16 protein-coding genes are annotated in these 20,285 nt (G+C 59.9%); 14 read left to right on the top strand and 2 right to left on the bottom strand.

Annotated features, from left to right (window positions below; translation table 11 throughout):
* Positions 1-179 precede the first annotated feature (179 nt).
* Positions 180-1,369, top strand: a protein-coding gene (locus tag JHW40_RS02495) for an IS3 family transposase (RefSeq protein WP_090616544.1) whose coding sequence is annotated in 2 segments (ribosomal slippage) — positions 180-432 and positions 432-1,369 — 1,191 coding nt in all. Because the reading frame shifts where the segments join, the coding sequence is not laid out codon by codon here.
* A gap of 248 nt (positions 1,370-1,617) precedes the next feature.
* Here JHW40_RS02495 and JHW40_RS02490 read toward each other — a convergent pair.
* Positions 1,618-3,708 (bottom strand): 3'-5' exonuclease, encoded by a 2,091-nt coding sequence (locus JHW40_RS02490; protein ID WP_090616541.1) that lies wholly within the window; start codon positions 3,706-3,708, stop codon positions 1,618-1,620.
* Positions 3,709-3,948: 240 nt separating this feature from the next.
* On the opposite strand from JHW40_RS02490, the gene JHW40_RS02485 reads away from it, so the two are divergent.
* From JHW40_RS02485 to JHW40_RS02455, 7 genes are all read left to right on the top strand, one after another.
* On the top strand, positions 3,949-4,881 hold the full coding sequence (locus JHW40_RS02485; protein ID WP_272849102.1) for an IS5 family transposase: 933 nt from the start codon (positions 3,949-3,951) through the stop codon (positions 4,879-4,881).
* An 84-nt stretch (positions 4,882-4,965) separates the two neighbouring features.
* Positions 4,966-5,439, top strand: coding sequence for a type 1 periplasmic-binding domain-containing protein (locus JHW40_RS02480; RefSeq protein WP_211657427.1), 474 nt, complete (start codon positions 4,966-4,968; stop codon positions 5,437-5,439).
* Positions 5,440-5,526: 87 nt separating this feature from the next.
* On the top strand, positions 5,527-6,483 hold the full coding sequence (locus JHW40_RS02475; RefSeq protein ID WP_090617206.1) for an ABC transporter permease: 957 nt from the start codon (positions 5,527-5,529) through the stop codon (positions 6,481-6,483).
* A 17-nt stretch (positions 6,484-6,500) separates the two neighbouring features.
* Positions 6,501-7,277, top strand: a complete 777-nt coding sequence (locus JHW40_RS02470; RefSeq protein ID WP_090617204.1) for an ATP-binding cassette domain-containing protein — start codon at positions 6,501-6,503, stop codon at positions 7,275-7,277.
* Entirely contained in the window at positions 7,277-8,251 is a 975-nt protein-coding gene (locus tag JHW40_RS02465) for an ABC transporter permease (RefSeq protein WP_090617203.1), read from the top strand. Before JHW40_RS02470 ends, JHW40_RS02465 begins: the two co-directional genes overlap by 1 nt.
* A gap of 28 nt (positions 8,252-8,279) precedes the next feature.
* The gene (locus JHW40_RS02460; RefSeq protein ID WP_090617201.1) at positions 8,280-9,299 is read left to right on the top strand and encodes a Gfo/Idh/MocA family oxidoreductase; all 1,020 of its coding nucleotides are present in this window, start codon (positions 8,280-8,282) and stop codon (positions 9,297-9,299) included.
* Positions 9,296-10,255, top strand: coding sequence for a sugar phosphate isomerase/epimerase family protein (locus JHW40_RS02455; protein ID WP_090617198.1), 960 nt, complete (start codon positions 9,296-9,298; stop codon positions 10,253-10,255). The genes JHW40_RS02460 and JHW40_RS02455 overlap by 4 nt, the downstream gene beginning before the upstream one ends.
* A gap of 168 nt (positions 10,256-10,423) precedes the next feature.
* On the opposite strand, the gene JHW40_RS02450 is transcribed toward JHW40_RS02455, so the two are convergent.
* Positions 10,424-11,119 carry an O-methyltransferase gene (locus tag JHW40_RS02450; protein WP_090617196.1) on the bottom strand — a complete coding sequence of 232 codons (696 nt, stop codon included), beginning with the start codon at positions 11,117-11,119 and terminating at the stop codon, positions 10,424-10,426.
* 189 nt (positions 11,120-11,308) lie between these two features.
* On the opposite strand from JHW40_RS02450, the gene JHW40_RS02445 reads away from it, so the two are divergent.
* The 6 genes from JHW40_RS02445 to JHW40_RS02420 all read left to right on the top strand — a co-directional run bounded on the left by JHW40_RS02445 (position 11,309) and on the right by JHW40_RS02420 (position 20,278).
* Positions 11,309-11,956, top strand: a complete 648-nt coding sequence (locus JHW40_RS02445) for a TetR/AcrR family transcriptional regulator (RefSeq protein ID WP_090617194.1) — start codon at positions 11,309-11,311, stop codon at positions 11,954-11,956.
* Between the two features lie 223 nt (positions 11,957-12,179).
* Positions 12,180-12,593 (top strand): hypothetical protein, encoded by a 414-nt coding sequence (locus tag JHW40_RS02440; RefSeq protein WP_170851958.1) that lies wholly within the window; start codon positions 12,180-12,182, stop codon positions 12,591-12,593.
* 61 nt (positions 12,594-12,654) lie between these two features.
* Entirely contained in the window at positions 12,655-13,527 is an 873-nt protein-coding gene (locus JHW40_RS02435) for a WYL domain-containing protein (RefSeq protein WP_170851957.1), read from the top strand.
* A gap of 54 nt (positions 13,528-13,581) precedes the next feature.
* Positions 13,582-17,082: a protein NO VEIN domain-containing protein gene (locus JHW40_RS02430; protein ID WP_090617190.1), complete on the top strand. Its 3,501-nt coding sequence runs from the start codon at positions 13,582-13,584 to the stop codon at positions 17,080-17,082.
* Positions 17,079-17,486 (top strand): ASCH domain-containing protein, encoded by a 408-nt coding sequence (locus JHW40_RS02425; RefSeq protein ID WP_090617188.1) that lies wholly within the window; start codon positions 17,079-17,081, stop codon positions 17,484-17,486. The genes JHW40_RS02430 and JHW40_RS02425 overlap by 4 nt, the downstream gene beginning before the upstream one ends.
* Positions 17,483-20,278 (top strand): DUF1156 domain-containing protein, encoded by a 2,796-nt coding sequence (locus tag JHW40_RS02420; RefSeq protein WP_090617186.1) that lies wholly within the window; start codon positions 17,483-17,485, stop codon positions 20,276-20,278. Before JHW40_RS02425 ends, JHW40_RS02420 begins: the two co-directional genes overlap by 4 nt.
* Positions 20,279-20,285 lie beyond the last annotated feature (7 nt).

Genomic DNA, 20,285 nt, shown 5'->3' with positions numbered 1-20,285 from the left:
CTTCGATGATCAAGGGGTAGGTCAACGGGGGCAGGTCTGTCAAATAGAAAATGACCGCGGATTCAACGACTTCCTGGAGGGTGGCTTCCACTGGCTGGCTTCCGGCGGGGTGGCTTTGACCTGCCCCGGGATTTTTCCTCCAGATGCGATTAGAGTCCGGCCCAACTTGAGGACGGACAATGAAGCGAACGAGATTCACGGACGAACAGATCATCGGCATCCTGGCAGAGCATGAGGCAGGCGCGAAGTGCGCTGACCTGTGCCGGAAGCACGGCATGTCGGAAGGCACCTTCTACAACTGGAAGGCCAAGTTCGGCGGCATGACGGTGTCGGAGGCGAAGCGGCTGAAGGGGCTCGAGGATGAGAACGCCAAGCTGAAGAAGCTGCTGGCCGAGCAGATGCTGGATCTGGCGGCGATGAAGGACCTGGTTGCAAAAAAGTGGTAGGGCCCGCCGTGAAGCGTGAAGCCGTTGCGTATCTTCGGGCCGAGCATGGCCTCTCGGAACGGCGGGCCTGTCACATCGTCGGCGCGGATCGAACGATGATCCGCTATCGATCCCGACGCGCGCCGGATACGGCGTTACGCGGTCGGTTGCGGGACTTGGCCAACGAGCGCCGGCGGTTCGGTTACCGGCGCTTGTTCGTATTGCTGCGCCGCGAGGGCGAGCCCTCGGGGATCAATCGGATCTATCGGCTCTACCGCGAAGAAGGGCTGACGGTGCGCAAGCGGAAGGCGCGGCGCAAGGCGGTCGGAACACGGGCCCCTATCCTGGTCGAGGCGCGGCCCAATGCACGCTGGTCGCTGGATTTCGTCCATGACCAGTTCGATTGCGGGCGAAGATTCCGGGTGCTGAACATCGTCGATGACGTGACCCGGGAATGTTTGGCGGCGATCCCGGACACCTCAATCTCGGGGCGGCGCGTGGCGCGAGAACTGGCCGCCCTGATCGAACGCCGCGGAAAGCCCGGGATGATCGTCTCTGACAACGGCACCGAACTGACCAGTAACGCGATCTTAACCTTTGCCGCCGATCGCGACATTGAGTGGCATTACATCGCCCCGGGCAAGCCGATGCAGAACGGATTTGTGGAAAGTTTCAACGGGCGGATGCGGGACGAGCTGCTCAACGAGACCATGTTCCGCAACCTGGCCCATGCCCGTATCGTGATCGCCGCCTGGGCTGCCGACTACAACACCGAACGCCCGCACTCGGCCTTGGACTACCAGGCCCCGGCTGACTACGCGCGGACCCTGACCGCCGCAATCGCCCGACCCGCTGCGCGAGATGAAAGCTCCGCGCGCCGGGCGATTGCTCAACCCGCGCCAACAGGCGTAAACAAAAACCGGGCTCAGGTCGCCGTTGGATGAAAGTTCAGTGGCAGGTCAGCTTCCCCGAACTGGCTTCCCTGGATTCCGCAAAAGAATCCAGCGAGTCCCGATCGTGATTCCGCAAGCCTTTGATAATGAGTCGCTTTTCCGAAGGCCGCGCGGCAGGTGGCTTCCGCCTGGATTCCCCGGTGAAACTGCCTGTCGCTAGCGAAATGCCGCGCTGCGCCCCCCCGTAGAGGGTCAGCGCCGGGGAGGAACCATGCCGAGGGGGGAGGCTGCTGCTTTGCTCAGCGATCCTCGAGGAAGTCGTCGACAAACTCCGATACCGGGGCAACGCCCGTGACCAGCAAGTGATCTCTGGCCCTCGTGCAGGCCACGTAGAGCAGGTGTCTTTCGGTATTGTAGACCTCCTCGAGGTCGGCGTCATCGGCAACGGACTCGATCCGCTCGGATTCCGGGATCACCTCGTCGTCGCAGGCCATGACCACTACAGACCGAAACTCGAGTCCTTTGGCGAAGTGCATCGTACTGATTGCGACTGCGCCGTCCTCTACTTCGATCTTCTCATTCAGCTCGACAAACCGAACGCCCGCTGCCTTCGCCGCAGTGCGTGCACGTTTCAGTTCCGCGTTTGATCGCACGAAGAGGCCGATTTCGTGAGGCGTACTGCCCTCCTTCAGGCGATCCGAGATCCAGCCTGCAACTGCGCGGCATTCGTGATCGACATCGCTACAGGCCAACACCATGGGTGGCGGTCCGTCGAACATGGACACCGTGCCACGCCGCCCTTCTGTATTGCCGTCCACATCCGAAACGGTTGAGGGAAGAAGCCGATCAGCATGGGTTCGGATCTGGTGCGACGTGCGGTAGTTGATCCGCAGCGTGTGAGAGCGGCCGCGAACATCAAGGCCAAGCGCCTTCCACGAGAATGGCTGCTGAAAGATGCGCTGTCCAAGATCTCCCGCAAAGAAGAGCCCATCATTGCGCCCGGACGCCATCGCGGCAAAGAAGCGTGCTTCGGCGACACCCAGATCCTGTGCCTCGTCAATCACGGCAAAGTCGAAGGGCCGTGATTCGCTCTGGATGAAGCTGTCCGCCAGGCGACCAAAGATATCCGACCAGGTCACAACACCCCGCTCTGCCAGCCCTGCACGGACCCGCTCATAGATGGACCACAGGGCTTCGCGCTGCTTGCCACCGATTCGCGTTTTTCGGCCCAGCCGAGACACGTCACGATACTCTTCCCAGGAGCGCAGTTGCCAGGCATCGACGACGTCGTTCCACTCTCCGATCAGGAAATGGGTCGAGAACCGGTGCCCTTCGACCTCGGCAGCGGCCTTGGTGATCAGCGACTTGATCAGGGAGGCAGGGGCAATCTGGGGCTGCCCGAACCGCTCGGAATAGAGGTCATAGCCAACCGCCGAGACTGCGTTCACGACGATCCGGGTCGAGACTCGGGGCTCGTTGCCCGCAAGGCTGATCAGCTTGCTGCGCAGAGCATTCGCCAGCGGCTTTGAAAACGTGGTCAGCAGAACGGTGGAGGAAGGATTGGCGCGCGCGAGATGGACCGCCCGGTGTAGGGCCACGATGGTTTTTCCTGTCCCGGCCGAGCCCGAAACCCGCGCCGGACCCGAGAAGTTCCGCTCGACGAGGTCGGCTTGGGCCGGGTGCAGGAACACCGCCCATTTGTCCCAAGGATAATCCAGCGCCTGCTTCAGTTCCTCGGCATTGGTCAGCACGCGGAAACGGCGCTGGGCGTCGGGATGGGCAAAGGGATCAGCTTCGGCCGGCACAGGTTCGGGCGGCTGCGGTTTCTCGCCCACGGCGAGTTTCAGTAGCGCTTCCTGCGCTTCTTGCGGCAAATGCTCGATGATGTCGAACAGCGTGTCCTCGGTCGCAGCGCGGACATCGTTCACCCATTCCTCGGGCACACCAAAGGCCATCAGCTCGAACTTGCGCAGGTTGTCGAAGAGGAGGGCGTCGGGTTTGGTGATCGCCTCCGGAGTGGCGATCACGTCCTTCGGCTTGAAGATCTCGACCTCTTCAACCCGCTCGCGCACCTCGACCAGTTGCATCGCGCCGGTGGTCGGGTGACGCTCGATCTTGCGCCGTTCGGCCCATTTATAGGCGTCATCATGGTGATCGACATAGACCAGCAGGACGCTGGCGGGTGTCCGATGCACGATGATCCGGATGTCGGCATTCACCCGTACCGACCAGAAATTCTTGTCCTTGGCGCGGTCGAGCTTGTGGAAGGACAGCCCGTTCGAGGTTGAGTCTAGTTGCAGGTCAAACGCGGTCGTCTTGGCCGCCTTCTGCTCTTGCGCAGTCAGACGGGCGAGGCTGTCGGTGAAGGTATCGGCGATGCGAAATTCCAAATCTCAATCTCCTTGCCGCGTGACGCGCCCGAGACGTGACAGTTTTCGCACCAGGTCATCAATTCCGAGAGGTTCATCAGCGGTCGGGTCCTGAAACTGCTGTTGGGTACGCTTCCGTTTGCCGTGCCGCTGCGCTTGGCTCTTATCTGCGGCTCGCCGACTCGTGGTGCTAGACGTAGGCTTTGTTGCGCAAATGGCTGACGGGATTCATCTTGCGAATCCAGCGTGATACCTTTGGGCATGAGCAGCTGGACCCCGACGAGATACAAGACCACGAACTGGTCGTCCTATAATTCTGCCCTGAAGCGACGTGGCTCGCTGACGATCTGGTTTGATCCGTCGATGATCTGGTCGCCGCCTCCGAGCGGCAAACGAGGCCGCCAGCAAGCTTACAGCGATGCGGCCATCCAGGCTTGCCTGACGCTGAAAGTGCAGTTTGGCATGCCGTTGCGGCAGGTGACGGGCTTTGTCGAAAGTCTGCTCGGTCTGGCAGGGCTGGACTGGGCGGTTCCGGATTACAGCACGCTATGCCGCCGACAGAAGACCCTGACGGTGGATATTCCCTATCGGGGTGGCAACGGCCCGTTACACCTGCTGATCGACAGCACCGGCATCAAGGCGGAGGGCGAAGGCGAGTGGAATGCCCGCAGGCACGGTGGCACCAGGCGGCGCATCTGGCGCAAGGTTCACATCGCGGTCGATGAGGAAACGCTGGAGGTGCGGGCCGTCGAGGCGACCGGGAGCGATATCGGTGATGCGCCGATGCTACCGGAATTGCTCAGCCAGATCCCATCCGATGAGGATATCGGCTCCGTGACTGGCGACGGGGCTTTTGATACCCGCAAGTGCCATGACGCAATTGCAGATCGAGGGGCAGAGGCGATCATCCCGCCGCGCAAGAATGCCCAACCCTGGAAGCCGACAACTGCCGGCGCCCGCGCCCGCAACGAAATCCTCCGGGCCGTCAAATACCTCGGCCCGGCGATCTGGCGACGATGGAGCGGGTATCACCGCCGAAGCCGCATCGAGGCAAAGATGCATTGTGTAAAACGTCTGGGTCAGAGCCTCATGGCGCGGGACTTCGACCGGCAGGTCGCGGAGATCCAAATCCGCTGCGCCGTCATGAACCGTTACACAGCTCTCGGCACGCCCATGACAATGCCAGCAGGATAAGTCTATCCAAGGAAAGGGGAACTATACCCAAAGCACCTTTTGCGCAACAAAGCCCATCAGGGGCTGAAGCAACGCTGCGCAGGCATGAAGGACGCGATGGAGGCCGCAGGCGCACAGTTTGACGAGTTGTTCATCGGCGCCGAGCCCGCAACCGCGCGCAATACGCTGCAATCCTTCCTGCAGGCGAATACGGATACCAATTACATCTTTACCGTGGCGGGCTGGTCGGCCCCCTGGGCCTGGGGCGTGGCCAACGACATGGGGCTGAGCCCCGATGTCGATGATGAGGGCATGACCATTCTGACCGTCGATGAGGGGCCGGTTTCGATCGAGGGCGTCCGCGAGGGTCATGTGCTGGCGACCAACAGTCAGGGGTTCTGGCTGCAAGGCTATGCGCCGATGGAATGGCTCTATTGGAACAAGCGTTTCGGCTATGCGCCGCAAAGCGATATCCTGACCGGACCGAATATCATCGACAGCGAAAAAGCCGATCAGTGGGCCGATCTGGTGCGCAGCGTCTTCGGCGATCAGGCGTATGAGCAACAGAACACCTGGTAAGGTTTCGCATCGAGGGGGCGGCCCTGACGGCCGCCCCTGACCGATCCTCACGGCGCCTTCGCGCCCCATGAAAGAACGGACCCTACCATGCACAAGATTACGCACGGTCAGGGCTTCGGCGCGCTCATCGGCGTCGCCGTCATGCTTCTGGCCTTTACCCTGATCGACTTCTCCGGATGGTGGTCGCGGGCGACCATCGCGAACGTGGTTCACTTCACGTCCATTCTGGGCCTGATCGCCATGGGCCAGGCTCTGGTCATCATTTCCAAGGAAATCGACCTCTCGGTCGGTTCGGTCTATGGGCTGACGGGGGTGGCCTTCATCACTCTCACCCCCGATCTGGGTGTTTCCGGTGCGATGGTCGCGGCGCTTCTGATCGCTCTGGTCATCGGGTTTCTGCAGGGCGTCGCCGTGGTCAAGGGCAAGCTGCCGTCGATGATCGTGACACTGGGCGGTCTCTTTACGGTGCGCGGGATAATCTATGTCTGGACCGGAGGCTCGGTTCACAACTTCGCACCCGAGGCACGGATGCATCCGGTCACGCGGCTGCTGGGAGGCGAGCTGTTCGGTATCGAGGCGGCGATCTTCTGGCTTATCCTGATCTGCATCGCCCTGAATCTTCTGTTGCTGGCAACCCGATTTGGCAACCATCTGCTGGCCACCGGCGGCAGCGAGGACAGCGCGGAATCGCGCGGCGTGCGCACGGACCGGGTCAAGATCGCGGCCTTCATGCTGTGTTCGCTGCTGGCGGGTTTTGCGGGCATCGTCACGCTGGCGGACCGTCCGCAGACCCACGTCACTCTGGGCGATCTGCTGGAACTGGAGGCGATTGCGGCGGCGGTCATTGGTGGCTGTCTGTTGTCGGGCGGGCGCGGCTCGCTGGTGGGTGCGGTGATGGGCGCCTTCATCGTTACCGGCTTTCGCTATCAGCTGATCGCGTTGGGCGCACCGTCCTCGTGGTTCATCACCTTCGTCGGCATCGTCCTGATCGTGGCGGTGATCTTCAACCAGAAACTGGCGCGCCGTTTCGGGCGCAGCGTTTGACACGGGAGGAGCTCCGAATGGCACCGCAAAAACCCCTTATTCAGGTCAAGAACCTGGACCTCTATTTTGGCGCGTTTCATGCGCTGAAGAACGTCTCCGTCGATTTCCATTCCGGCGAGCTGGTCGGGCTGGTTGGCGACAACGGCGCGGGCAAGACGACGCTGATCCGCGTGCTGTGCGGCATTCACAAGCCCTCATCGGGCGAAGTCTGGTTCGACGGCAAGCAGGTGAAGGAATTCCACCCCAAGCTGGCCATCGACAACGGTATCGAGACGATCCAGCAATCCGTCGGCCTGTGTGACAACCTGTCCATCGCCCGCAATTTCTATCTGGGACGAGAGCCGGTGAAGAAGGTGCTGGGCATCCCCTTCCTCGATTTCGGCAAGATGCGCGACATGTCCACCCGCGTGATCCGCGAATTCGGCCTGCGCGACAACGTGTCCGCCGATGACGAGGTGGAACGCCTGTCGGGCGGCGAACGCCAATCCGTCAAGATCGGCCGCGCGGTCGAGTTCAAGAACCGCGTCGTCATCATGGACGAGCCGACCAACCACCTGTCCGTGCGCGAGCGCGAGCATGTGAACGAACTGGCCGTGCAGCTGAAGGAACAGGGTCTGCTGGTGATCTATATCACCCACGACATCTTTCAGGTCCACAAACTGGCCGACCGCGTTGTCATCATGGAGAACGGCGAAAAGATCGAGGACGCCTCGACCGACTCCATGACCGCAGATGAGTTGGAGGAGGTGATCCGGCAGGGTGGTCGCAAGGTCGAAAAGCGGGGGGCGGTCTGATGGCTCTTTCCGCTCTCAAACCCATTGTCCTGCGACATACCGAGATCGGCATTTTCCTGATTGCGGTGTTGCTGGTACTGCTGTTTGCAGTCACTTCGGACGGGCGATGGGCCAATATCTACAACATCGCCTCGATCCTTCAGGTCACGGCGACGCTGGGGCTGATGTCGCTTGGTGTGGCGCTGGTCATCGGCACGGGTGAGATCGACATCTCGGTCGGATCGACCTTCGGGATGGGAGCGCTGGTCTATCTGTGGCTGGCGGTCCGGATCGACCCCTGGCTGGCGATGCTGGCTGCCGTTGCGGTCGGCGCGGCCATTGGCACGTTCAACGGGCTGCTGATCACCCGCACCGGCACGCCGTCGCTGATCATCACCCTTGGCAGTCTGATGATCTTTCGCGGTATTGCCATTGCGCTGACCGAAGGGTTTTCCTTTTCGGTTCCCTATAATGCGCGGGATGGCTTCATCTATGGGGTGCTTGGCGGGCGCGATGTTCTGGGTTTCAACACCGCGTTGATCTGGCTGCTGGTGATCCTTGTGGTGCTGTCGGTCGTGCTGAAGATGACGCCCTTCGGCAACCGGCTGCTGGCGGTTGGCGGATCTGCCGCCAGCGCCCATTCGCGCGGCATTCGCGTTGACCGGATCAAGCTGTCGGTTTTCATTGTCTGCGGCGTCCTTGCGGCCTTTGCGGGCACATTGGAGGCGGGCAAGCTGGGCTTTGCCGACGGTTCGATGGGGCGGCTGATGGAGCTGCAGGCGATCGCCTCCTGCGTCCTGGGCGGCTGTCTGCTGGCCGGGGGCCGGATCTCGCTGCTGGGGGCGTTGATGGGGGCGTTCGTGCTGTCCTCGATCCAGTCCTATCTGGTGGTGATGGGGGTCAAGCCGCAGTGGTTCATGCTGCTTCTGGGCCTGATCGTGGTGGGGGCGGCCTATGGCGACCGTCGGCTGCGCAAATGGGCCATCACTCGCTGAGGGCGCATCTTGAGGGGAAAGAACAGGCATGACAGTCAGAATTGCCGTGATCGGCGCCGGCATCATGGGCGCCGACCATGCCCGGATCGTGGCCGAGGATCTGCCCGGCGCGACCTTGCAGGTCATCTGCGACCCCTCCGTTGAACGCGCCGGTCGGGTTGCGGATGCCTGCGGTGCCTTGCACACCGCCACCGATGCCCGGGCGGTGGTCGATCGCGCCGATGTCGATGCGGTGATCATCGCCAGCCCCGACAGCACCCATGCCACGCTGTCGCTGGCCTGTATCGGTGCCCGAAAGCCGGTGCTGTGCGAAAAGCCGCTGTCGCAATCCTCGCGGGAATGTCTTGAGGTGATCGCTGCCGAAATCGCCGCAGGTCGTCGCCTCGTCCAGCTGGGCTTCATGCGGCGTTTCGATCAATCCTATGTCGAAATGAAGGCGGCGCTGGCGACGGGGGTGCTGGGGCGGGCGCTGATGATGCATAATTTCCACCGCAATATGGAAAACCCCGCAGCGGATTTCACCGCCGCGATGGCCATCACCAATTCGGCCCCGCATGAATTCGACGTGGCGCGATTTGTCCTCGGGATCGACTTCACCGCGATCTCGGCATTCCAGCCCAAGCGGTCCGACGCGCTGGTGGCGCCCGTCTTCATGGTGTTGGAGACCGATGATGGCCAACTGGTCAATATCGAGATCAACAACAATGCGGCTTACGGCTATGACGTGCGCGGCGAGCTGGTCGGAGAAAAGGGCAGTATTGCCCTGAATACGCCAAGCCACAGCCGTCTGGATCTGCCGTTGGCGCAGATCATCGCCCACGCCCCCGACTGGCGCCCACGTTATGGCGAGGCGTATCGCCGCCAGAACCGGGCCTTTCTGACCTTTGTCCAGACCGGCGAATTTCCCGCCTCGGCTGCGGATTGCTGGGACGGTTATGCCGCCGCCATTGTCGCCGAGACAGGCATGCGCGCGCTGTCCCGAGGTTGCCGGACCACTGTCGAAATGGCTGAAAGGCCGTCGTTCTATCGCAAGGAACACTTTACATGAAGCTTGGCTTTGTATCCGACAGCCTTGGTGGCCTGTCTTTTTCCGAGGTACTGGACCATGCCGCGCGCATGGGTCTGGCTGGTGTCGAAGTCAATACCGGCGGCTGGTCCACTGCGCCGCATTTCGATCTGGCCGCGATGAAAACCAGCGCCGAGGCGCGCCGGACCTTTGCCAAGGCTTTCGCAGATCGCGGGCTGGAAATCATCGCGCTGAACGCCAATGGCAATCCGCTGCACCCCACGCAGCCGCAACAGGCCGAATGCCTGAAAGATACGATCCGGATCGCGGGTGAGATGGGCATTACGAAGATCTGCGCCATGTCGGGCCTGCCTGCCGGGCGCGAAGGTGATCTGATGCCGAACTGGGTCGTCTCCTCATGGCCGCCTGAAACGCAGGATATCCTGCGCTATCAGTGGCAGGACAAGCTGCTGCCTTTCTGGTCCGAGATCGCCACGTTGGCCCGGGATTGCGGCGTCGAGCAGATTGCGCTGGAACTGCATGGCAGCCAATGCGTCTATAATGTTCCCACGCTTCTGAAGCTGCGCGAGGCGGTGGGGCCGGTCATCGGCGCCAATCTGGACCCGTCGCATCTGTTCTGGATGGGGGCCGATCCGCTGATTGCCGCCGAGGTCCTGGGCGATGCGATCCATCACGTCCATGCAAAGGACACCTTCCTGAACGCGCCCGTGCAGGCGACGACCTCGCTGTTGGAAAGCGGCTCGCTGATGGATATTCCGGCGCGAAGCTGGTCCTTCATCACGCTTGGCTTCGGACATGGCGAAGAATGGTGGCGTCAGTTCTGTTATCGGCTGCGGATGAGCGGCTATGACGGCTGGTTGTCGGTCGAACATGAGGACGTTCTGCTCAACAGCCTCGAAGGTCTGGAAAAATCCATCGCCCTGTTGAAATCGGTCATGCCCGTCGCGGCCAGCGATTACCAACCACAGACCATCTGAGCGGCCGCCCACGGACGCCGCGTTCAGATGCCTCGGATTCCCGACGCGGATGAAGTGTTCAAAGCCAATATCCCCGGTCGCATCCGGATTGGCGCGGGCAAACGCGCGTGAACCCAGATACGCACGGCATCGCCGCGTCGGTCGGACATCGCCCGCAGGGATGGCATCTTACGTCTTCCGGGGCTCGACCAGCGCCGGTTCGGCAATCTTGAGGGCCAGTTCCGTCCCGCGCTTGATCGGTAGGGTGACCGAGATGAAGCCATTCGCGGGATCGCGGATATAGTCGAGGAAATCAGGTTCGGCATTGTCATTCATGACATAGCCACCGACGCGCAGTTGCGGCGCGACGATCTCGATAACTTGACGGGCGAGTGACGGGCCATCGGGCAGCGGCCAGCCGTCGATCAATTCAAAATCGACTGGCCCGCCGAGGTCGCGCAGGGTCTCGCGCGCGTCGCCCACGCGAATATCCGCATATTCGGCAAGCCCGGCTTCCTCAAGGTTTCGCCGCGCGGTATCGACCTTGGCCGGCACCAGCTCGGCGCCGATCACATGCCCACCGCCATTGTCGCGCATCGCGGCTGCAAAATAGAGCGTGGACATGCCGACGGAAGTGGCGAAATCCACCACCCGATGGGCGCCCATACCCCTGCACAGCAGGTAAATGAGGTCGCCTTGGTCGGGATGGATCGAAAATCCGATATCCGCAAAATCCTCAGGATTGCGTGTGGAGCCCGAACCTGGCCTTGATCCGGCGCGTGGTGGGCTGTTTCGCGAGGCGTTCATGCGCTCGATGACAGAGCGGATGCGATTGTCGCGGATCGGGCTTGAACCGCGTGTGGAGGGGGTGGAATCTTGATGCATGTCGTGTTCCTTGTGTTGATCGGCTGCCTTTTTCGCGGGAAGGGGCAAGTCGCGCAGTTATACCGGGCGCTGCATTTGCAAAGCGGCAGACTTGAGAACCGTCAACTTCCGATATATGGTACTAAATAAGTACCGAGATTCCCGCGAGATGCCCTTGTCAATCTGCCATCTGCCATTCAGGAGAGGGAAATGAACTACAACCCGGACGAGCCGCCCCGGCGTGGGCGACCCAGACGCGTCAGCGATGATGAGCGCCGTCGCACTATCGTGAAAGCAGCGCACGAGGCTTTCGTCGAACAGGGTTTCGCCAGAACGACCACCGCGATCATCGCCGCCAGAGCCAGGGTTTCGAAGCGATCGATCTACGAGTTTTTCGACGACAAGACAGAGTTGTTCGCGGCCGTCATCCAGGGAAACCGGCATCTGATTCTTGATTTGCCGAGGCCCGCGGAGGAGGAGCTGCCGATGCTCGACACGCTGGTCAGGATATTCCGTCTGGACATCGATGAGCAGGCCGAACGGGAACGGGAAGCTATTCTCAACCTTATTGCCAGGGAATCGACGCAGTTCCCCGATCTCTCCGATTATCTTTACGAAAACAATATCCTGCGCGCGCGTGAAGAGTTGATCGAATGGCTGCTGGTGCAGGCACGACAGGGCCGGATGGTCGTGGACGATCCTCTCGTTCACGCGGGCATGTTGATGGACATCGTTTTTGGTGCGTTGCTGCCGCGCCGGAGGCTAGCCAATCGTAGCGAGCGCGTGATGAGAATCGACCACATCAAGAAGCGCCTGGCGATTTTCCTGCGAGGCATCCGTACGGAAGACCAGCGCTGACCGTCGAATTGCTCAATCTCTCGAAGGATTCCGAGAACGTCGCGGTAGTCGGCACTCGATTTCGCACGTCATCCAGATGCGCTTTCGGGCGATACCGCCGCGGTGAGACATTGTTGGCGGGCGGGGTCGCGGGCATTCCCGACATATTTACTATTTACGATACCAATATAGTACCATAATTAGGGGCATAGTCCTCCAACCGGACCGAATCGAAAGGACAGCCATGCCGTCGCGTCGTATATTTGTTCTCGGCCTGACCTCGACCGGGCTTCTTGTCACGATGGGTGCACCGGTTCTGGCGCGCGATATCAGCGCGCAGGAGGCGACCGCCATCACCGAAGTTTTCGGGGACGGGTTACGCTTCGTTGCGGTGGCAATTCGCTATTCCGGCACGATCCCGGATGATGCGTTGCCGACCGCCGATTTCACCGTAGAGGATCGGACGGTTACCGACGTCTATGCGGCAAACTCGACTGATCCGGCGGACAGAAGTCGGGAAGGCGAATTCGTCATCGTCACCTTGTCTCCGGAAGATGGTCCTGAATGGGCACGATCTCGTGGCCTTTCAGGATGGGCACACTTTCAAGCAGCCCGAGGCGCTGATGCTCACAAGGGGACGAAACACTGTGCAGCATAACACAGAAAAATGGATCTTAAATGTAGACCCATCTCAAGATGACATCTATCGTGGCGTGGTAATGGAACAGTCGCAGCATAACCGAACACAGTGGACGTCACAGCGCCGTCGCGCTTTCATCGAGCACCGCCTCTATTGGGTAGGTCAGCTCGGGCTGCCAGACTTGATGGGAGCTTTTGACCTCTCAAGGGCACAGGCATCCAAAGAAATTAACGCATACAAACGGGACCATCCCGATAACATCGTCTACGATCCCCATGCCAAAACCTATGCCATGGGAACGATGTTCATCCCTCAATACGAAACACCAGACGCCTCACTCTACCTCAATGATCTAATGGGGATTTCACGCGGCGCCTGCATCCAGAATGCTGAACGATATGCCCTGATCCCAGATGTATTTTCCCCGCCCATCCCATCGCGCGGCGTGAAGCCTGAGACATTGCGCCCCATTTTGAGAGCAATCGACGCGAAGAAGCGGCTAAAGATCACTTACCAGTCGATGTCAGCCGACGAACCGAAAGAGCGATCCATCTCACCCCACGCTCTTTGCTTTGACGGCTTCCGATGGCACTGCCGCGCCTTTTGCTTTTCTGCGGACGGCTTCCGGGACTTCGTGATCAGTCGGATACTCGAAGTCCAACCGCTCGATGACGACGGCGTCGATCCTTCCAGCGATCTCGACTGGTGCATGAGCATCATGTTGGAAGTCGGCCCTCATCCCGATCTGTCCAATGCACAACGGCGAGCTGTTGAACTTGACTACGAAATGACCGGCGGCCGCGCTCAACTCGAAGTTCGCAAAAGTATGCTGTTCTACACCTTGAAGCGGCTGGGTCTTGATACGCCTGCCAACGCTCGACCGGCTCATCAGCAACACATCATTCTCACCGGCCCCTCCGAACTCCTCGAACAGATGAGGGGCACCACATGACGCTAGGCCATGACACTCTGCATCAAACGCTTTTGAAACCGGACACGACCTGCCATGATAAAACTTGAAGACATAAAACCTGGCGGGCGTGTCTCTGGCATCATGCCCGGCGGCGCCGTGGAAGTGGTCTCTGTCGAATGGATCGGCAACCAAGCTGTCAACGTCGTATATCGGCAGTCAAGCGGATCGGTCGCTGAAACGACAATCTATCGCGACGATGAACATCGCCTTGATGTCCAATCCGCAGGTCGGAATTGGTCATTCGATGCCGATGGCGCTCTCTTGCGTCTGGTGACCGAGGCAAACCGCATCAAACTAGCCCATTTCTTCGACCCCTATCTCGCGATCCATACCAGCCAGGTCGATCCTCTTCCCCACCAGATTTCTGCGGTCTACGGGGAGATGCTGCCTCGGCAACCGTTGCGCTTCCTACTGGCCGACGATCCCGGTGCCGGGAAGACCATCATGTCTGGCCTCTTGATCAAGGAGCTTATCGCTCGCAGTGATCTGGAGCGGTGCTTGGTGGTCGCTCCGGGCAGTCTTGTCGAACAGTGGCAAGATGAACTGGGAGAGAAGTTCGGCCTGGAATTCGACATCCTGAGCCGAGACATGATCGAGAGCTCCCGATCGGGTAATCCATTCAACGACTGCAACAGGATGATCGCTCGACTGGATGTCCTGGCACGCAATGAAGAGCTTCAAGAAAAGCTCCTTAAGTCGACCGAATGGGACCTGATCATCGCCGACGAAGCCCATCGAATGTCCGCGACGTTCTTCGGCAGTGAGGCGAAGTACACCAAGCGCTACCAGCTTGGGCAGAAGCTGGGACATGTCTGCCGTCACTTCTTGCTGATGTCGGCCACACCGCACAACGGCAAAGAACGCGACTTCCAGCTATTCATGGCTCTCCTGGACGGCGACCGGTTCGAAGGTCGCTTCCGGGACGGTGTCCATGTCGCTGACGTCGAGGACATGATGCGCCGCCTGACCAAAGAAGAGCTGCTACGGTTTGACGGTCGGCCGCTCTTCCCCGAGCGCCGCGCCTACACAGTCAAATACGACCTCTCCCCTGAAGAGGCTGAACTTTATACCGCCGTGACGGACTACGTCCGTGACGAGATGAACCGCGTCTTGCGGTTCGCCGAAACCGATGGACGCAAGAAGAACAACGTCGGCTTCGCGTTGCAGATCCTTCAGCGGCGCTTGGCCTCAAGCCCCGCTGCAATCTACCAGTCCCTGAAGCGTCGCCGTGAACGGCTTGAGGCAGAGCTGAGCGAAGTGCGACTTGCGGCCAAGAGTGACCGAGCGGGCTTCGCACAGCCCAAGGTCAACCAAGACCTGCTGACCAATATGGATGAGTATGGTCAGGACGAAATCGACGAGATGGAAGACCTGATCTCGACCAGCGCTACCAGTGCCGAGACGGCCGAGCAGCTGGAAATCGAGGTCGAGACCCTGAAAGGTCTGGAGGGCATGGCTCTTCGTGTCCTGCATTCCGGGCACGACACCAAATGGCAGCAACTCGACAAGATCCTTGATGATGATCTGATGCTCGATCCTGACGGGCATCGTCGCAAGCTGATCATTTTCACCGAGCCGAAGGACACGCTCGAATACCTCCGCAACAAGGTGACCGCGCGCCTCGGCAAACCCGATGCAGTGGACGTGATCTACGGGGGAGTGACGCGGGAAGAGCGCCGCAAGGTCGTCGAGCGCTTCATGCAGGACAGGGACATGCTTGTCCTCATTGCGAACGATGCTGCGGGGGAAGGCGTCAACCTTCAGCGCGGGCACCTGATGGTGAACTATGACCTGCCGTGGAACCCGAACAAGATCGAGCAGCGGTTCGGCCGTATCCACCGGATCGGGCAAACCGAGGTATGCCACCTCTGGAACCTCGTCGCGAAGGACACCCGCGAAGGCGACGTCTATGCCCGCCTGCTCGAAAAACTGGAAGCCGCCCGTGAGGCTCTGGGCGGACGGGTTTATGACGTCCTGGGCGAGCTTTTCGAGGATCGCCCGCTTCGAGACCTGCTGCTGGAAGCGATCCAGTACAACGACGATGAGGACGTTAAGGCCCGCCTCTACAAGGCAGTCGACGGCGCAGTCGATCAGAGCCACCTTCTGACCCTTCTCCAGAAGCGGCAACTCACCAACGACACGATGCCAGCGGCTCAAGTCCAGGAGCTCCGGATCGCGATGGAGAAGGCCGAAGCGCAACGTCTCCAACCGCACCACATCCAGAGTTTCTTTGTCGAGGCGTTCCAGCGCCTTGGCGGGCAGATCAAGCGACGCGAAGAAGGCCGTTGGGAAATCACCCACGTCCCGCTCATCATCCGGGAACGGGACCGCCAGATCGGTGGAGGAGCACCGATCCAGAAGAAGTACGAACGGATCTGCTTCGAGAAGTCGAAGATCAACCAGCAGCCGGTGGCGGCTTTCGTCTATCCGGGGCACCCCTTGCTGGACGCGGTGATCAGTATCGTCCGCGAGCAGAACGATCATCTGATGAAGCAAGGGGCTGTGCTGGTCGACGACACGGACGACGGTACGGCAGTCGAAGCCCTCTTCTTGCTGGAGCACTCGGTGCAGGACGGGCGTCCTGGTCACGCAGGCAATGCCAACCTCGTCTCGCAGAAGCTTCAGTTCGCAACGGTCAATCAGGCAGGCGAAATCCATGATGCCGGGATCGCGCCGCACCTGAACCTGCGGGCCGCGACACCGGAAGAGATTGCGTCTGTTCAGACAGAGATCAGTGCCCCCTGGCTCACGGCAGATCTGGAAAAGCGCGTGGTCCAATACGCGACCATCGAGCTTGCCCAAGGCCATGTCGCCGAAGTACGCGAGCGGCGCCTCCCGGAGATCGACAAGGTCGAGAGCGAGGTCAAAGCCCGGCTGAAGAAAGAGATCAACTATTGGGATTCTCGCGCAGCCGAACTGAAGGAAGAGGAAAAGGCGGGCAAGAAGGTCCGGTCCAACTGGCGCAACGCAGAACGCAGGGCGGAGGACCTCGCCGAACGCCTGCGCCGCCGTCTTGAGCTGATCGAACAGGAGCGGTTCATCACGTCCCAGCCGCCGCGCGTCCGGGGCGGCATGGTCGTGGTCCCGAGAGGCTTGCTCCTGAGCAAGGGCAGCTCGGCCAAGCCCAGTGGCTTCTCCGAAGATCCTGAGGCCCGCCGCGCGATCGAGCTGAAGGCAATGAGTGCCGTCATGGCAGCCGAGCGCGCTCTTGGAAACGAACCCGAGGACGTGTCGGCCCGAAAGATCGGCTACGACATCGCGTCATTCGACCCCGCCACCAACCACATGCGGTTCATTGAGGTCAAAGGCCGGATCGACGGTGCGGACACGGTGATGCTGACCCGGCAGGAGATCATCACATCGCTCCACGAACCCGAGAAATTCATTCTCGCCATCGTGCAGGTCAAAGAGGGGTTCACCGCAGCCCCGAGGTATGTCCGCGGTGCGCTTGACTCGCGTGAACCGCCGTTCGATCAGAACGCAATTCAGTTTAATATCAAACGCCTGCTGGAGCGGGCAGAGGCGCCGGCATGAAAATCGAAAAAGCTCTCATCATCGACGAACCCTGGATCAGCAAGATCATGAGGGGAGAGAAAACATGGGAGATGCGGAGCACCTCTGCCAAGCAGCGCGGCTGGATCGGTCTCGTCAAGAAAGGCAGCGGCCATGTCGTCGGCGTGGCTCGCATGGTAGGCGCGGATGGCCCGCTGTCGGATCAGAAGATGCTCGACAACCAGGACAAGCATCACATCCCGCCCGAGACATTCCTGTCCGGTAAATTCGCGCGACACCGACATGCCTGGATCATGTCGAACGCCGTCAGACTTCACCGGCCTATTCCCTACACCCACAAGAGCGGCGCCGTCATCTGGGTCGCCCTCGATCAACGCGTATCTGATGCCCTAGCAGAAGACGAAGCTGTAAAGGCACTCGCATGACCCAAACTTATAAAAAGAAGCTGATCGAAGTCGCGATCCCGCTGGAAGCGATCAATGCGGCTTCGGCGCGGGAGAAGTCGATCCGGCATGGGCATCCCAGCACGCTGCACCAGTGGTGGGCGCGGCGGCCGTTGGCGGCGTGTCGGGCGGTGCTATTTGCGCAGCTGGTGGATGACCCCTCCAGCCACCCGGATCAGTTCCCGACCGAAGAGGCGGTGGAGGCCGAGCGCAAGCGCCTGTTCCAGATCATCGAGGAGCTGGTGAAATGGGAGAACTCGACCAACGAGGAAGTTCTGGAGCGGGCGCGGGCGGAAATCCGACGCAGCTGCGGGGGTGAGATGCCGCCGGTCTATGACCCATTCTCGGGGGGTGGGTCGATCCCGCTGGAGGCGCAGCGCCTGGGCCTGCCCGCCTATGGGTCGGACCTGAACCCGGTGGCGGTGATGATCGGCAAGGCGATGATCGAGATCCCGCCGAAGTTCAAGGACTTGGAGCCGATCCATCCGGGCATCAAGGACCGGTCCTTCTATCGCAACTCCGAAGGGCTGGCCGAGGATGTGAAATACTATGGGGAATGGATGCGCGAGAAGGCTTGGGAGCGCATAGGACATCTTTACCCCAAAGTGGACCTACCAAAAGAACAAGGTGGTGGAACGGCAACTGTAATTGCTTGGATTTGGGCGCGCACTGTTCCGAGCCCAGATCCTGCGTTTTCAGACGTACAGGTTCCCATTACGTCAAGCTTTTTGCTCAGCTCGAGAAGCGGAAAGGAAGCCTGGATCGAACCAGTTGTGGACCGCAAGACCAAAACAATTTCCTACAATGTTCGTCATGGTGGGACCAAGGCGGAGTTAGCTACAGCAAAATCGGGAACTAAGGCAGGTCGCGGAAGTAACTTTCGTTGTTTGATGTCGGATACTGCGATTACCGCAAAACATATTACTTCTGCAGGTAAAGCCGGGAAGCTAGGCCAAGTACTCATCGCCATCGTCGGGGAAGGCAAAGGTGGGCGCCTTTACTTTTCGCCTTCCAAGACCCATGAGGACATTGCAAGATGTGCAGTTCCCGATTGGAAGCCAGAACAACTTCAACCGAAAAATCCGCGATGGTTTTCGCCGCCAGCCTACGGAATGGAAACGTTTGGAGACTTATTTACTGATCGCCAACTTGTTGCGCTCAATACCTTCACCGATCTAGTACATCTGGCGCGCGAACAGATCGAAAATGATGCCATAGAATACCATGGCTCCGATCCTACCCCTATAAGAGACGGGGGGACGGGAGGGAAGGCCTACGCCGAAGCCGTGAGTGTCTACTTGGCATTTGCGATATCAAAATTGACCAACCTCGGATCAACTGTGACAAGCTGGATGAGTGATCGCGGTGCATTGCGTGAGACATTTGCTCGGCAGGCTATCCCAATGGTTTGGGATTATGCGGAAGTAAATTTTTTCTCCAATTCAGGAGGAAACTGGCTCACACCAATAGAGAAAATCAGCAAATCTGTCGCTGACTTTCCCGCTCGTGGTTTCGGATCAGTGAATCAAATAAACGCCGGAGAGGTTCAGTATGAGTTTGGGACCGTTATTTCGTCTGATCCGCCATATTATGACAATATTGGTTATGCTGACCTTTCAGACTTCTTCTACTGCTGGCTGAAGCAGTCTTTGAAACCCACCTTTCCAGATCTTTTTGGCGTCTTGGCTACACCGAAGACTGAAGAGTTAGTAGCCACTCCATACCGGCATGGGGGTAATGATGCCGCTGAGCGCTTCTTTCTGGAAGGGATGACGGCAGCGATTGCACGTATGGCAGAGCGAAGCTCCACAGCAATCCCCGCTACGATCTATTACGCATTCAAGCAAAGCGAGGTTGATCAAGAGGGGGTTAGCTCAACGGGTTGGGCCACTTTTCTGCAGGCAGTTATTTCCGCGGGGTTTTCAGTACTTGGCACTTGGCCAATTCGAACAGAGAGTCCAGGGCGCCTAATTGCCAAAGGCACTAATGCCCTAGCCAACTCAGTAGTCCTCGTCTGTCGCAAAAAGGACGCGACTGCTGAATCTGTTACTCGGGCCGAGTTCATCCGCACGCTGAAGCGAGAGCTTCCGCCAGCTATTGCCGAGCTTCAGGCTGCCAACGTCTCTCCCGCAGACATGCCGCAATCGGCTATCGGCCCCGGCATGGGTGTGTTCTCTCGGTATGCCGCCGTGCTTGAAGCAGACGACAGCCCGATGACGGTCAAGACGGCCTTGCAACTGATCAACACCCAGCTGGACGAATATCTGAACGACCTGCATGGCGAGTTCGATGCCGAGACACGCTTTACCGCGACCTGGTTCCAGCAGCACGGGTTCGACAAGGGCGAGTATGGCACCGCCAACAGCATCGCCACGGCGCGCGGCATCTCGGTCGAAAGTGTCAAACATGCCGGGATCGTCGAGAGCTCGGCCGGGAGCGTACGCATCTTCAAGCGCGACGAGATCGACCCCGAGTGGGACCCCGAGACCGATGATCATTTTACGATCTGGGAGGCCTGCCAGCACCTGATCCGCACGCTGGAAAATGACGGCGAATATGCGGCTGCAGAATTGCTGAAGAAGATCGGCAGCGAGCGGGCCGAGACGGTCAAGGACCTTGCCTATTACCTCTACGACGTCTGCGGCAACAAGCGCCAGGATGCGAAGGAGGCGACCTCCTACAACGGCCTGATCGCCGTCTGGACAGATTTGACCCGGCTGGCGGCCACGATTCACGTGACCGACAAGAACCGCCAGACCCGCATGGATATTTGAAGGTGAT

It is taken from the genome of Paracoccus alcaliphilus (assembly GCF_028553725.1).
GTDB classification, from domain to species: Bacteria; Pseudomonadota; Alphaproteobacteria; order Rhodobacterales; family Rhodobacteraceae; genus Paracoccus; species Paracoccus alcaliphilus.
This window is presented reverse-complemented; position numbering and strand designations above follow the sequence as displayed.